Origin of the sequence: Brevibacillus sp. TJ4, from assembly GCF_044627595.2 — a bacterium.
Classification (GTDB): Bacteria; Bacillota; Bacilli; order Brevibacillales; family Brevibacillaceae; genus Brevibacillus.
In genome coordinates this window covers 432,127-443,753 of the sequence record NZ_CP185865.1, presented here as the reverse complement: position 1 = coordinate 443,753, position 11,627 = coordinate 432,127, and the positions used below count along the sequence as shown (strand labels likewise).

Sequence of the window (11,627 nt, the reverse complement as noted above, 5' to 3'; positions counted from 1 at the left end):
CCCCTGAACGTCTGTATCACATGACACAAGGGATCGCCTCTTTCTTGACTTACCGACGCCGCTCTAGCTCCGCCAGCACGCGGTCAAGCGGCAGCTTCTGCTCCCGCAGCAGCACCAGGAGATGGTACAGCAGATCGGAAGCCTCGCAGCTCAGTTCGTGCGGGTCGCGGTTTTTGGCGGCGATGATCACTTCTGCCGTCTCCTCGCCCACCTTTTTCAAAATCTTGTCTACGCCTTTGTCGAACAGATAGGTCGTATACGAACCTTCCGGACGCTCCGCTTCGCGCGTCGCGATGATCTGCTCCAGCTCGCCCAAAATCGCAAAACGATCCGCGGGTGTATCTGCCGCCTGCTCCTCTGTCCCTGCTTCCTCCAGCAGTGCGCCTGTGAAGCAGCTATAGGTTCCGTTGTGGCAAGCCGGGCCGTTTGGCTCCACCTGCACCACCAGCGCATCGCCGTCACAATCGTAGTGGATCGAGACGATTCGCTGGGTATGTCCGGACGTCGCTCCCTTGTGCCACAGCTCCTGGCGCGAGCGGCTCCAGAACCACGTCTCCTTTGTTTCCAGCGATTTTTCCAGCGATTCCTTGTTCATGTACGCCAGCGTCAGCACTTTTTTGCTCGCTGCGTCCTGTACGATGGCCGGTATCAGACCGTTGTCGTCAAACTTCAGTTGGTCCCACGCCTGTCCTGTTGTCATGGCCGCACCACAACTCCTTTGGTTTGCAGATACTCTTTTACCGATTGTATCGATGTTTCTTCGTAGTGAAAAATGGAAGCGGCCAAAGCAGCGTCTGCCTTTCCATCGGTCAGCACGTCGTAAAAATGCTCGCGTGAACCGGCGCCGCCCGAGGCGATGACCGGGATTCCGACCGCTTCCGAGACCAGCCTGGTCAGCTCCAGACCGAAACCCTTTTTCTCGCCGTCGTCGTCCATGCTGGTCAGCAGGATTTCCCCTGCTCCCAACGCCTCCGCCTCCTGTGCCCAGGCGATCACGTCTTTGCCTGTGCCGTTGCGTCCGCCATGGGTGTATACTTCCCAACGCCCTGTCTCGACGCGGCGGGCATCGATCGCCACGACGATGCACTGCGAGCCAAACACCGCAGCTCCCTCACGCACCAGTTCCGGTCTGAGTACGGCAGCCGTGTTCAGCGAAATCTTGTCCGCCCCTGCGCGCAAAATGCGCTTCATATCCTCTACGCTGTTGATGCCGCCGCCGACCGTAAAGGGGATGGTAATATTTGCTGCTGTCCGCTCGATCACGTCGACCATCGTTTTGCGCCCTTCATGGGAAGCGGAAATGTCGAGGAAGACCAGTTCGTCGGCACGCTGTTCGCTGTATTTCTTCGCCAGCTCCACCGGATCTCCGGCGTCACGCAAGCCGACAAACTGCACGCCTTTTACGACGCGTCCGTCTTTTACATCCAGACAAGGGATGATTCGCTTCGCCAACATATTACCCACGCTCCCCGATTCGCCCCAGCGCCTCTTGCAACGTGAACGCTTCGGTGTAGAGCGCTTTTCCCACGATCGCCCCGGAGACACCGTTCGCCGCATGTGCGGACAGCTCCAGCAGGTCATCCAGGCTGCTCACCCCGCCAGAGGCGATCACGGATTTGCCCGTGGCCAGCGCCAGATCGGAAATTTCTTGCACATTCGGCCCGGTCAGTGTCCCGTCGCGGGCAATATCGGTGTAGATAAAAGTCTGTGCGCCGTATGCCACCAGTCTTTTCGCCAGCTCTGTCGCTTTCACATCGGTCGTGGTCAGCCAGCCTCGCGTCGCGACCATGCCGTTGCGGCAATCCAGCCCGATGGCGATTTTTTCTCCGTATTGCTTCAGCACACTGCTTGTAAACGATTCGTCTTCAATCGCAGCCGTCCCGATGATAACGCGGGCTACCCCTGCTTCCAGGTAATCGGCGATCTGCTCTTCTGTGCGGATGCCGCCTCCCACCTGAACGGGGACGGGAATCGATCCGGCGATTTCTTTGATCAGCCCGGCATTGGCCGGCTGCCCTTCCTTTGCCCCGTCCAGATCGACCAGATGGACCCAAGCGGCGCCTTGCTCAACCCAGCGCTTGGCCATGTCCAGCGGGGAGTCGGCGTACACCGTCTCCTGCGCGTAGTCCCCTTGAAACAGCCGCACGCATTTTCCTGCGCGAATATCGATAGCCGGATAAATGATAAAGCTCACTTACTGTCCCTCCTCGCACTGTGCAGCAAAATTCTGCAAGAGACGCATGCCCGTCTCTCCGCTCTTTTCCGGGTGAAACTGCATGCCGTAGACGTTGTTTTGTCCGACGATAGCCGTCACCTGCTGGTGGTAGTCCGTCGTCGCCAGGAGCACGTTTTCTTTTCCGACGCGCACGTGATAGGAGTGAACAAAGTACACGTATTCGCCTTCCTGTACACCTGCGAGCAGTGGATGGCGCTGCTTGAGCTGCAATTGGTTCCAGCCCATGTGCGGCACCTTGTACGCCCCGTGAAAACGAACGACTTCGCCCTCCAAAAGCGCCAAGCCCTGATGCTTGCCATGCTCTTCGCTTTGTTCGAACAAGAGCTGCATGCCCAGGCATATGCCCAGAATGGGGCGACCCGAGGCTGCGTATTCGCGGATCGCGTTCTCCAATTCAAGCTCGCGGATATTGGCGATCGCATCCCCAAAAGCTCCGACGCCCGGCAGGATCAGTCCGGCGTATGCTTGCAGCCGCTCGGGACGCGAGACGAATTCATAGCTGTAGCCCAGCCGCTCCAGCGCCTTGCTCAAGCTGTACAAATTGCCCATTCCGTAATCGATAATGCCGATCATCCTACAAAACCCCTTTGGTCGACGGAACCCCTTTGACCCGGGGATCAATCGTCGTCGCTTCGTCCAGAGCGCGTCCCAGCGCCTTGAAGATCGCTTCAATCATATGGTGGGTATTGACGCCGTAATGGACGATGACGTGCAGGTTGATCCGAGCTTCCAGAGCAAATTTCCACAAAAACTCATGCACCAGTTCGGTCGGAAAGCTGCCGACCATCTGCGTCTGGTACGTCGCCCGATACTCCAGATGCGGCCGGTTGCTGATGTCGATCACGACCTGTGCCAGTGCGTCGTCCATCGGCACGAAGGCATTCCCGTACCGCTTGATCCCTTTTTTGTCGCCCAGCGCCTCGCGCAAGGCATGGCCCAGGCAGATGCCGATGTCCTCTACGGTGTGGTGGTAGTCGATCTCAATATCGCCTTTTGCCTTTACATCGAGATCGAAATGTCCGTGGCGGGTGAACAAATCCAGCATGTGGTCGAGAAAAGGCACGCCCGAATCCTGCTTGCTATTCCCCGCTCCGTCGACTGCAAACGACAGGGCAATTTGCGTCTCGTTCGTATTTCGCTCGATGGACGCTGCCCGATTTTTTGGCATCTCACTCATCATTGTCACGCTCCTGCTTATCGCTTTTGAATATCCCGCAGTCTCTCTGCAATCGCTCTGCCGTGCCCAACCAATCCTTCCTGTTCAGCCAGGGCGATGATCTTGCCGCCGTTCTCGCGCAAGTCCTGTTTGCTGTAGGAAACCACGCTCGATTTTTTGATAAAGTCGTCTACAGACAGCGGCGAGGAAAAACGCGCTGTACCATTCGTCGGAATCACGTGGTTGGAACCGGCGAAGTAATCGCCCACAGGCTCCGAACTGTACGGTCCGAGGAAGATCGCTCCGGCGTTTTCCACTTTGCCCAGATGTGCAAACGGATCGTCAATCATAATCTCCAAATGCTCCGGTGCGATCCGGTTGATCACCTCGAAGCCTTCTTCCAGCGTATCGACCAGAACGATCGCCCCGTGGTCGCGAATCGCCGCCTCGGCAATCGCTTTTCGCGGCAAATCTGCCAGTTGCCGCGCCACCTCCTGCGCCACCTGTTCCGCCAATGAAGGCGAGGGCGTCACCAGGATCGCTGCCGCCATCGGATCGTGCTCCGCCTGGGACAGCAAATCGGCTGCGACATAGCGCGGATTTGCCGTGTCGTCTGCGAGTACGGCAATCTCGCTCGGTCCCGCCACCATATCGATGCTGACCAGACCGAATACTTCCCGTTTTGCCAGCGCGACATAGATGTTGCCTGGCCCGACGATTTTGTCTACGGCCTGGATTTGCTCCGTTCCATAGGTCAAAGCCGCGATTGCCTGCGCCCCGCCCACTTTGTACATCTCGGTCACTCCGGCGATCTGAGCCGCGACGAGAATCGCCGGATTTACCCGACCGTCCGCTCCCGGCGGAGTGACGATCACCACTTCCTGTACGCCGGCAATGATAGCCGGGATCGCGTTCATCAAGACGCTGGACGGGTAGGCGGCAGTACCGCCTGGCACGTACAGGCCGACGCGTTTTAACGGGCGCACCAACTGGCCCAGGATCGTTCCGCTCTCTTTGGTCGTAAGCCACGACTGTCGCACCTGCCGCTCGTGAAAATCGCGGATATTGGCGGCCGCTTCCTTCAGCGCGTGATTCACTTCCAGGGATACCTCGGCATCTGCTTGCGCGAACTCATCCACGCAGACGCGAAACTGCTCCAGCTCGACCCCGTCGAACTTGCGGGTGTATTCACGAAGCGCTTGATCCCCTCGTTCTTTCACATCGGCGAGAATCGCTTTGACCGCTTCCTGCTGATCGCGGGTACCCGATTCGACAGAGCGCTTGGCGTTGTATTGACTGGCCGGTACAATCTTCATTTATTGACACCTCTCCATGGTCACGATCTACTTTGAGTTAGGGATAACTTCCAAAAACTTGCTGGCGATATCATCGACCGCTTCGCTTTTCATGCGGTAGCTCGCCCGATTCGCGATCAGCCGGGTCGTAATCTCGCAAATATGCTCCAGCTCGACCAATCCGTTCTCCTTGAGCGTACGTCCGGTCGAGACGATGTCGACGATGCGGTCCGCCAAGCCGATGATCGGAGCCAGCTCCACGGAACCATTCAGCTTGATCACCTCTACCTGCTGGCCTTGTTCGCGGAAATACCGGGATGCGATTTTCGGGTATTTGGTGGCGACACGCGGCGCTTCGGTCTGCTTCCAGTCCGGCATCCCGGCTACCATCATGCGGCAGTATCCAATCTGCAGGTCGAGCAGCTCGTACACATCCCGCTCTTCTTCCAGCAGCACGTCTTTGCCGACCACGCCGACATCGGCCACACCGTATTCCACATACGTCGGGACATCGGTCGGCTTCGCCAAAATAAATTCCAGCCGCGCATTTTCCACCGGGATGATCAGCTTCCGCGACTCCTGCAGCTCTGCCGTCACCTCTAGACCGGCCTGCTGCAAAAAGTGGACTGCTTCCTCAAAGATCCTCCCTTTCGGCATGGCGATCGTCAATTTTTGAGAGCCATCGGAAAAACCCATCTCCTACTCCTCCTCTGCGACCAGGCAAATGACTTTGGCGTACTGTGTGTCTTGTGCCCCTGCCGCTGCCTCTGCTCTTCCGCTTACCAGACGAGTCACGACGACCAGACCGTCTTCGCGCAGCAACTGCGCCTCTGCCAACGCCTCCCTGCGTCGTTCTGCACTATAGCAAAGCAGCACGCGAGAAGGGGCTTTGCCCTCGATGGCGGGCGTCACCTGCAGCAACCGGTCCATCTTGATTGCAAACCCGGTAGCAGGCGCAGGACGTCCAAACTGCGCCAGCAAGTGATCGTACCGCCCGCCGCCCAGCAATGGCGAGCCCAAGTCGGCTGCATATCCTTCAAAGACGACGCCGGTGTAGTAATTCAGGTTGCTGAGCAGATTGAAATCGAGCAGCAAATCCTCTGTCACCCCGTACGCCTCCAATGCGTCCCAGAGTGAAGCGACCGTCTCCACTGCCCGTCTTGCTTTTCCGTTTCCGGTCAGCTCGCGTGCCTCGGCAATCTTTCCTTTGCCTCCGCGCAGTCTGAGCAGGGCTTCCAGACGCTGCTTGGCGTCACTGCCGATGTCCAATCCAAAGAGCAATTGGCGGTATCCGACAAAATCCCGATCGTACAGGTATTGCCGGAATTGTTTCCGCACGTCTTCGCAGGCGATCTCCTCTTCCAGCAATCCGTCTACGAAATCGACGTGCCCGATCGCGATCCGGAAGGTCTCCACGCCTACTGCCCGCAAACAAAAGACAGCCAGGGCAATCGCCTCAGCATCCGCATCCTCCGAGCCATCGCCGATCAGCTCGATCCCTGTCTGGAAAAACTCCGCGTTGCGTCCTGCCTCCTGCTCCTGTGCGCGAAACACATTGGCGTGATAAAAGAGCCGAATCGGCAGCGGCACATCTTTATACAGGGAAGAAACCACACGGGCGATCGGCGTCGTCATGTCCGGGCGAAGGACGACGGTATGCCCTTGTTTGTCCAAAAGACGAAACATCCGGTCTGTCAAGGTAGCGCTGGCGGCTCCTACGGTGTCGTAATATTCCAGGGAAGGAGTCGAAATCTCCTCATACCCCCAAGGTTCGATGCATGCTCGCAATACATGTTCCAAATGCCGTTGCTTCGCCAGTGATTCCGGCAGTATGTCCCGCATCCCCAACGGCTTTTCAAACCCCAACGGCTTTGCCATTCCGTTTCCCTCCAACCGATTTTACTTTACTATGCTAATATGGTAGCAAACTAAAGCGTTCTTGTTAGATAGAAGCGTAACATGGATAGCCTCAAGGGTCAACCTCAGCAAGAAAAGTCAGAATATTGCCTGCAAAAAGAAAAAAGGGAGCCCGTCCCAGAACGAGCAGTCCCTCTCTGCGCTTTATATCTCGTCCGATTGATTGCCTTCCCGAATGACTTGCATCGGGTTGCCTCCTACAAAGGCGCCCGCAGGCACGTCCTTATGAACCACCGTACCGGCGGCGATCACAGCACCGTCCCCGATGGTCACCCCGGGAAGAATCGTCGAGTTGGCTCCGATGAGAACGCGATCGCCGATCCGCACCTCGCCGAGCCGATACTCCTCGACCAGATATTCATGGGCGAGAATAGTCGTATTGTAGCCGATTACACTGTTGCGGCCGATCTTGATCAGTTCGGGGAACATGATGTCGACCATCACCATCAGGGCGACAGCCGTCTGTTCCCCCACCTCCATCCGCAAAAACGTCCGGTAGAGCCAATTCTTCAAGGCTAAAAACGGAGTGTAGCGAGCCAACTGGATGATGACAAAATTTTTGACAACCTTCCAGAAGCTCACCGTCTTGTATATATGCCACAACGGATTTGCACCTTTGACGGGATAGCGCGTCGTCCTTCTCATCGTGTTTGAACCCCACTTCTCTTCATTAGAAATCGCCGTCCGCGTCCTCCAGAATGGCATCCGATTGCTTGCGCGAGAAGTGCACAGCCGCGTTGTAGCCCATCCGTTTCAGGCGGAAATTCATCGCTGCCACCTCGATGATGACAGCCAGGTTGCGGCCCGGTCGCACGGGTACGGTAATGATCGGAATTTCCATGTCCATAATTTTGACGGTTTCTTCATCCAGTCCGAGCCGTTCGTACATTTTTTGCGGCTCCCACAGCTCCAACTGAACAACCAGCTCAATGTTTTTCACATTGCGGACTGCACCGGCGCCAAACATCGTCATTACGTTGATGATCCCGACGCCGCGAATCTCCAGCAAATGCTGAATCAGTTCAGGAGCGCTGCCGCTCAACTGGCCCCCTTGTGTCTGCCGAATCTCGACAGCGTCGTCGGCAACGAGGCGGTGGCCACGTTTTACCAGCTCGAGTGCTGCCTCGCTTTTCCCGATACCGCTGGAGCCCATGATCAGGACACCGACGCCGTAAATATCCGTCAATACACCGTGGATCGTCGTCGTAGGAGCGAGACGGTTCTCCAGGTAATTGGTCATTTTCCCGACCAGCGGCGTAGTCGCCAGTGGCGTCTGCAATACAGGGACCCCGTACTTGTTGGATACCTCTATCATTTCTTCTGCCACGTCCAAATTGCGCGTCACACAAAAACAGGGGGTTTTTCCCTGCATGAGGAAATTCATCCGTTCCAATCGTTCCTCGCGCGACAAGGTTTGAAAGAACGTGACTTCGGTCAGGCCAAACAATTGTATCCGCTCTTCGGCATAATAGGAGTAGTAACCAGCCAGTTGCAAGCCAGGCCTGCTCAGGTCGGTCACCGTGATCTCCCTGCCCAATCCCTCTTCGCCGCTCACGATGTTCATATGAAAATGATTGGCGAGATGACCGACATTTGTTTTGCGCATGCGTGTTCCCCCTCACATTGCGTTTTCGGGATCATAGTTTTATCTCTCTATTGTAACGAATCGGGCATGGTCGGGACAACCATTCCGCGCTCGATACGGGCGATTAGCCATCATTTACATTTTTCTTCTGATTTCATAAGATAGATATGGGTTGATAATTAATAATAGAAGGAAACGATTTCAGAGTTTTGGACTGGAAGGAGGCAACATCTTGGACTTAATGCTTCGATTTTTTCTTGTTGACGTACCGGAAGCCTTCTTGCTACTCACGATCGGATTGGCCATATTCAATCATTCCGTCTTTCGGAGCTGGAAAAAAGCACTCACCTTTGTCATCATCTTTGCAATAGCCGGAGAACTTTTTACATATTTGCAAATACAATATCAACCCAAGTTTCTGCTGATGTTTACGATAACCACGATTACTCTCTACCTCTTGTACAGACCGGGTATCTTAAAATCTGTCTTCATGGCCACTGCTGCTATCGGGTCGATGATTTTGGCTGAATTTATCCTGCTGATGATTTACAACAGTCAGCAAATTTACTTGGCGGACATCTTCTCGACATCTGTAACCATTGTCGTGATACGCGCACTTTACCTATTACTCCTGTTCCTCCTGGCTTTCATTTTGCGCATCGTGCGTTTTGACATCCGAAGACTATTGCCGAGGAACCGCCATAACCGCTATCTGTTTTTCCTGATCCTGGCAGGCAGCATCGAATTCTCTTTGATTCTGGTGATGAACACGTCCTTCTTTTTGCGGGATAACAACTCCAACATGACTCAATTTTACAGCCCTCAGTTTCAAATCGTATTTCAACTGCTGATCCTAGGAATGTTTATCCTGATCGTCTATTTGTTCCGCATCTATATGAACCTGACGATCCACCGCGTAGAAGAAGAGACGGGGACCCCCTATCTGAAAAATATCCATGACATGCTGACTGCCATTCGCTCCATCAAGCATGACTCGTTAAATCACTATACGGCCATTAATGGCTTTCTGAAAAAAGGATTGTACGATCTGGCCAAAGAATATGTAGAACAACTTTTGCAGGAAACTGTGGTGACAGAGAAGAAAGTAGATTACAGCTCACATATTTTGGAATCGATCAGAAACCCGGCTGTGTCCTCGCTGCTGCAATCCAAAATGGCGTTATGTCTGGCAGAACGAATCACTCTCACTGTAGACATTCACAATTCCAACCAATTCTCCCATATCAAAACCTTTGATTTGATCAAGGTGGTTGGGAATTTGCTGGACAATGCCATTCGCGCCACTTCCCACGAACTGGAAGAAAATCGATACATACACTTCGAATGGGGCCAGACGGAGCAAGAACAATTTCTGATGATCGAAAATAGTGGGCCAGTCATTCCGGAAGAAAAACTAGAGGACATTTTCCAAATGGGGTATACAACCAAGACAAACGGAGAAGGTGGACTTGGTTTGGCCATTGTCAAATCCGTGATTGAACGATACGGAGGGAAAATTCAAGTCAGCTCTGCAGATGGCGTAACCCGATTCCGCATCTCCTTTCACCATCGATAATGGAGAGGAGGCATCAGCTATGACTTGGATGGAGAAAATATCATGGCGTTTGGCCAAGCGGATCAAAATGGACGAAACCCCTTACTCGATTGGTCAGCTGGCGCATGGAATTGAAATAGTGTTGCTTAACATTCTAAATGTCATCGCACTATTTGTTACCTCCGCCTTGTTGCAAATCGTAGGAGAAGTGTTTCTTGTAACGGCTCTATTTTTCTTTCATCGTTTACTATCAGGTGGCGTTCATTTGAAGAATCCGTGGACGTGCATGACCGCAACGCTTTTGCTAATGAACGCAGGAGGATACCTGGTCAAGCACCTGTCCGCGACCGTTCCGCCCTACGCCGCGCTGCTCGCAGGAGTCGGTATTGGAATTGCTTTTCTTATTAATTATCGGTATGCGCCCGCAGAACATACATATGTTTCTACCGACCCCAAAATTCAACAAAAAAATAGAGTTATTATTCTAAATATTGTAGGATTTTGTTGCATCCTCTCTCTATTCCTGGTAGAATATGTATATCAACTGGTGATTGCTTATATGGTGGCAATCCTGACACAATCAATACTTCTCCTGCCGGTTTCATTCCAAATTGCCAATCGTTTGGAAAAACACTTTGAGAGGATGGTTGTAAAATGAAAAAGATTCAAGCGTTGTCCAACCACTTTTTTGCCCAGGTTTCTTCCCTCAATCTGAAGGGACTGCTCAAGGGAAGCGTCATTTACGAACCAATTCCACCTCAAATGCGAGAAGAACAAGCAAAAAAAGAATCTGCCAAATAACAGCTCACATACGAAAGAACCCGCACTCTACTACAGAGTTGCGGGCTCTTTTTTTCCTGCTATTTCTTTCCGAAAACCCTGTCAATCAGCCAACCGGCGATACTCATCAAGGCAGCCGCTGCAATGACAGTCCCGATATTGCCTGGCCATTCACCCAGTTCGAACCCATCGATGAAGTACGCCGTTAATGCAAAAGTAGCGGCATTGATGACAAACCAGAACAAGCCAAATGTCATCATGCGGATTGGCAGGCTCATCAGCAGCAAAATCGGACGGACGACTGTATTCACTACGCCCAGAACCAGCGCCGCCCACATCGCCACAACCATGTTTGCCAGATAGATGGATGGAAACCAGGAGCTGATGTACAGCAGGGCCGCACCGTTCAAGAACAGCATGACGAGCCAGCGGGCCATTTTCTTCCCTCCCCCGGGCATACCCTTCCGTTAGCGTACGCCCCTCAATTCCTCTCTCCACTGATCAAAAAAATCAGCCATGACACGATGACGCTCTGCCGCGATCCTTCTCGCTTCGTCAGTAAACAATGCTTCGCTGATCCGCTTCAGCTTTGTCTGATACTCGCGGTACGGCGTATGTTGATCCGGATCATCGGAATGAATCGGCTGCCCGATGACACCTGAAAAGGCAAACGCGCGAGCGACTCCAATCGCTCCGATCGAATCGAGTTTATCCGCATCATACAAAATCTGTGCCTCCAGACTGTGCGGCGGATAGTCCTTGCGAAAGCGATGGGCGAGTATGGCATGCTGGATGCTTGCGATTTGTGCCTCCTCGACACCTTCCGCACGCAGCATGTCCGCAGCGAGCCGGGCACTGATCTCGGCATGACATTCGCCAGTGCGCCGCTCCTGTGCACGCCCGATATCATGGAGCAAAGCAGAGAGGCGAAGAACGGTCATATCCGCTCCTTCCTCTCGTCCGATTCGCTCGCACATCCCGATCACGCGCATGTTGTGCTGCCAGTCATGTGCCGCGTCCTGGCCGTGAAAGTGGCGTTTTGCTTCCTCGACCAATCGGGTCGAAAGATGAGATAAGGCCCAAGCCGCGTAGTCCATACGATC

15 protein-coding genes are annotated in these 11,627 nt (G+C 53.9%); 3 read left to right on the top strand and 12 right to left on the bottom strand.

Going from position 1 to position 11,627, the window contains the following annotated elements; translation table 11 throughout:
* Positions 1 to 49: 49 nt before the first annotated feature.
* The 10 genes from hisIE to hprK form a co-directional block, all read right to left on the bottom strand.
* The gene (gene hisIE / locus ACAF76_RS01985) at positions 50 to 700 is read right to left on the bottom strand and encodes a bifunctional phosphoribosyl-AMP cyclohydrolase/phosphoribosyl-ATP diphosphatase HisIE (protein WP_400162375.1); all 651 of its coding nucleotides are present in this window, start codon (positions 698 to 700) and stop codon (positions 50 to 52) included.
* Positions 697 to 1,455, bottom strand: a complete 759-nt coding sequence (gene hisF, locus ACAF76_RS01980; RefSeq protein ID WP_400162374.1) for an imidazole glycerol phosphate synthase subunit HisF — start codon at positions 1,453 to 1,455, stop codon at positions 697 to 699. The genes hisIE and hisF overlap by 4 nt, the downstream gene beginning before the upstream one ends.
* A 1-nt stretch (position 1,456) precedes the next feature.
* Positions 1,457 to 2,194: a 1-(5-phosphoribosyl)-5-[(5-phosphoribosylamino)methylideneamino]imidazole-4-carboxamide isomerase gene (gene hisA / locus ACAF76_RS01975; protein ID WP_400162373.1), complete on the bottom strand. Its 738-nt coding sequence runs from the start codon at positions 2,192 to 2,194 to the stop codon at positions 1,457 to 1,459.
* Positions 2,195 to 2,809, bottom strand: a complete 615-nt coding sequence (gene hisH / locus ACAF76_RS01970) for an imidazole glycerol phosphate synthase subunit HisH (protein WP_400162372.1) — start codon at positions 2,807 to 2,809, stop codon at positions 2,195 to 2,197.
* Position 2,810: 1 nt separating this feature from the next.
* Positions 2,811 to 3,413: an imidazoleglycerol-phosphate dehydratase HisB gene (gene hisB / locus ACAF76_RS01965; protein WP_400162371.1), complete on the bottom strand. Its 603-nt coding sequence runs from the start codon at positions 3,411 to 3,413 to the stop codon at positions 2,811 to 2,813.
* 17 nt (positions 3,414 to 3,430) lie between these two features.
* Positions 3,431 to 4,708 carry a histidinol dehydrogenase gene (hisD, locus tag ACAF76_RS01960; protein WP_400162370.1) on the bottom strand — a complete coding sequence of 426 codons (1,278 nt, stop codon included), beginning with the start codon at positions 4,706 to 4,708 and terminating at the stop codon, positions 3,431 to 3,433.
* 27 nt (positions 4,709 to 4,735) lie between these two features.
* Positions 4,736 to 5,383 (bottom strand): ATP phosphoribosyltransferase, encoded by a 648-nt coding sequence (gene hisG / locus ACAF76_RS01955; RefSeq protein WP_400162369.1) that lies wholly within the window; start codon positions 5,381 to 5,383, stop codon positions 4,736 to 4,738.
* 3 nt (positions 5,384 to 5,386) lie between these two features.
* Positions 5,387 to 6,565, bottom strand: coding sequence for an ATP phosphoribosyltransferase regulatory subunit (locus ACAF76_RS01950; RefSeq protein WP_400162368.1), 1,179 nt, complete (start codon positions 6,563 to 6,565; stop codon positions 5,387 to 5,389).
* A gap of 183 nt (positions 6,566 to 6,748) precedes the next feature.
* On the bottom strand, positions 6,749 to 7,249 hold the full coding sequence (locus ACAF76_RS01945) for an acyltransferase (protein ID WP_400162367.1): 501 nt from the start codon (positions 7,247 to 7,249) through the stop codon (positions 6,749 to 6,751).
* Positions 7,250 to 7,274: 25 nt separating this feature from the next.
* Positions 7,275 to 8,210, bottom strand: coding sequence for an HPr(Ser) kinase/phosphatase (gene hprK / locus ACAF76_RS01940; RefSeq protein ID WP_400162366.1), 936 nt, complete (start codon positions 8,208 to 8,210; stop codon positions 7,275 to 7,277).
* 220 nt (positions 8,211 to 8,430) lie between these two features.
* On the opposite strand from hprK, the gene ACAF76_RS01935 reads away from it, so the two are divergent.
* The 3 genes from ACAF76_RS01935 to ACAF76_RS01925 are packed head-to-tail and all read left to right on the top strand — an operon-like array spanning position 8,431 to position 10,545.
* The gene (locus ACAF76_RS01935) at positions 8,431 to 9,765 is read left to right on the top strand and encodes a sensor histidine kinase (protein ID WP_400162650.1); all 1,335 of its coding nucleotides are present in this window, start codon (positions 8,431 to 8,433) and stop codon (positions 9,763 to 9,765) included.
* A 19-nt stretch (positions 9,766 to 9,784) separates the two neighbouring features.
* Positions 9,785 to 10,402 carry an accessory gene regulator ArgB-like protein gene (locus ACAF76_RS01930; protein ID WP_400162365.1) on the top strand — a complete coding sequence of 206 codons (618 nt, stop codon included), beginning with the start codon at positions 9,785 to 9,787 and terminating at the stop codon, positions 10,400 to 10,402.
* Positions 10,399 to 10,545, top strand: a complete 147-nt coding sequence (locus ACAF76_RS01925; protein WP_400162364.1) for a hypothetical protein — start codon at positions 10,399 to 10,401, stop codon at positions 10,543 to 10,545. The genes ACAF76_RS01930 and ACAF76_RS01925 overlap by 4 nt, the downstream gene beginning before the upstream one ends.
* Positions 10,546 to 10,604: 59 nt before the next feature.
* Here ACAF76_RS01925 and ACAF76_RS01920 read toward each other — a convergent pair whose 3' ends face one another.
* Together ACAF76_RS01920 and ACAF76_RS01915 are read right to left on the bottom strand one after the other, a co-directional pair.
* On the bottom strand, positions 10,605 to 10,961 hold the full coding sequence (locus ACAF76_RS01920) for a phage holin family protein (protein WP_400162362.1): 357 nt from the start codon (positions 10,959 to 10,961) through the stop codon (positions 10,605 to 10,607).
* Between the two features lie 30 nt (positions 10,962 to 10,991).
* Entirely contained in the window at positions 10,992 to 11,621 is a 630-nt protein-coding gene (locus ACAF76_RS01915; RefSeq protein ID WP_400162361.1) for an HD domain-containing protein, read from the bottom strand.
* Between the last annotated feature and the right edge of the window lie 6 nt (positions 11,622 to 11,627).

What these genes read in the sequence shown, in the direction of transcription:
- hisIE (WP_400162375.1), bottom strand. Translation starts at nt 700, where the DNA reads ATGACAACAGGACAGGCGTGGGACCAACTGAAGTTTGACGACAACGGT.
- hisF (WP_400162374.1), bottom strand. Translation starts at nt 1,455, where the DNA reads ATGTTGGCGAAGCGAATCATCCCTTGTCTGGATGTAAAAGACGGACGC.
- hisH (WP_400162372.1), bottom strand. Translation starts at nt 2,809, where the DNA reads ATGATCGGCATTATCGATTACGGAATGGGCAATTTGTACAGCTTGAGC.
- hisB (WP_400162371.1), bottom strand. Translation starts at nt 3,413, where the DNA reads ATGAGTGAGATGCCAAAAAATCGGGCAGCGTCCATCGAGCGAAATACG.
- hisD (WP_400162370.1), bottom strand. Translation starts at nt 4,708, where the DNA reads ATGAAGATTGTACCGGCCAGTCAATACAACGCCAAGCGCTCTGTCGAA.
- hisG (WP_400162369.1), bottom strand. Translation starts at nt 5,383, where the DNA reads ATGGGTTTTTCCGATGGCTCTCAAAAATTGACGATCGCCATGCCGAAA.
- ACAF76_RS01950 (WP_400162368.1), bottom strand. Translation starts at nt 6,565, where the DNA reads ATGGCAAAGCCGTTGGGGTTTGAAAAGCCGTTGGGGATGCGGGACATA.
- ACAF76_RS01945 (WP_400162367.1), bottom strand. Translation starts at nt 7,249, where the DNA reads ATGAGAAGGACGACGCGCTATCCCGTCAAAGGTGCAAATCCGTTGTGG.
- hprK (WP_400162366.1), bottom strand. Translation starts at nt 8,210, where the DNA reads ATGCGCAAAACAAATGTCGGTCATCTCGCCAATCATTTTCATATGAAC.
- ACAF76_RS01935 (WP_400162650.1), top strand. Translation starts at nt 8,431, where the DNA reads ATGCTTCGATTTTTTCTTGTTGACGTACCGGAAGCCTTCTTGCTACTC.
- ACAF76_RS01930 (WP_400162365.1), top strand. Translation starts at nt 9,785, where the DNA reads ATGACTTGGATGGAGAAAATATCATGGCGTTTGGCCAAGCGGATCAAA.
- ACAF76_RS01925 (WP_400162364.1), top strand. Translation starts at nt 10,399, where the DNA reads ATGAAAAAGATTCAAGCGTTGTCCAACCACTTTTTTGCCCAGGTTTCT.
- ACAF76_RS01920 (WP_400162362.1), bottom strand. Translation starts at nt 10,961, where the DNA reads ATGGCCCGCTGGCTCGTCATGCTGTTCTTGAACGGTGCGGCCCTGCTG.
- ACAF76_RS01915 (WP_400162361.1), bottom strand. Translation starts at nt 11,621, where the DNA reads ATGGACTACGCGGCTTGGGCCTTATCTCATCTTTCGACCCGATTGGTC.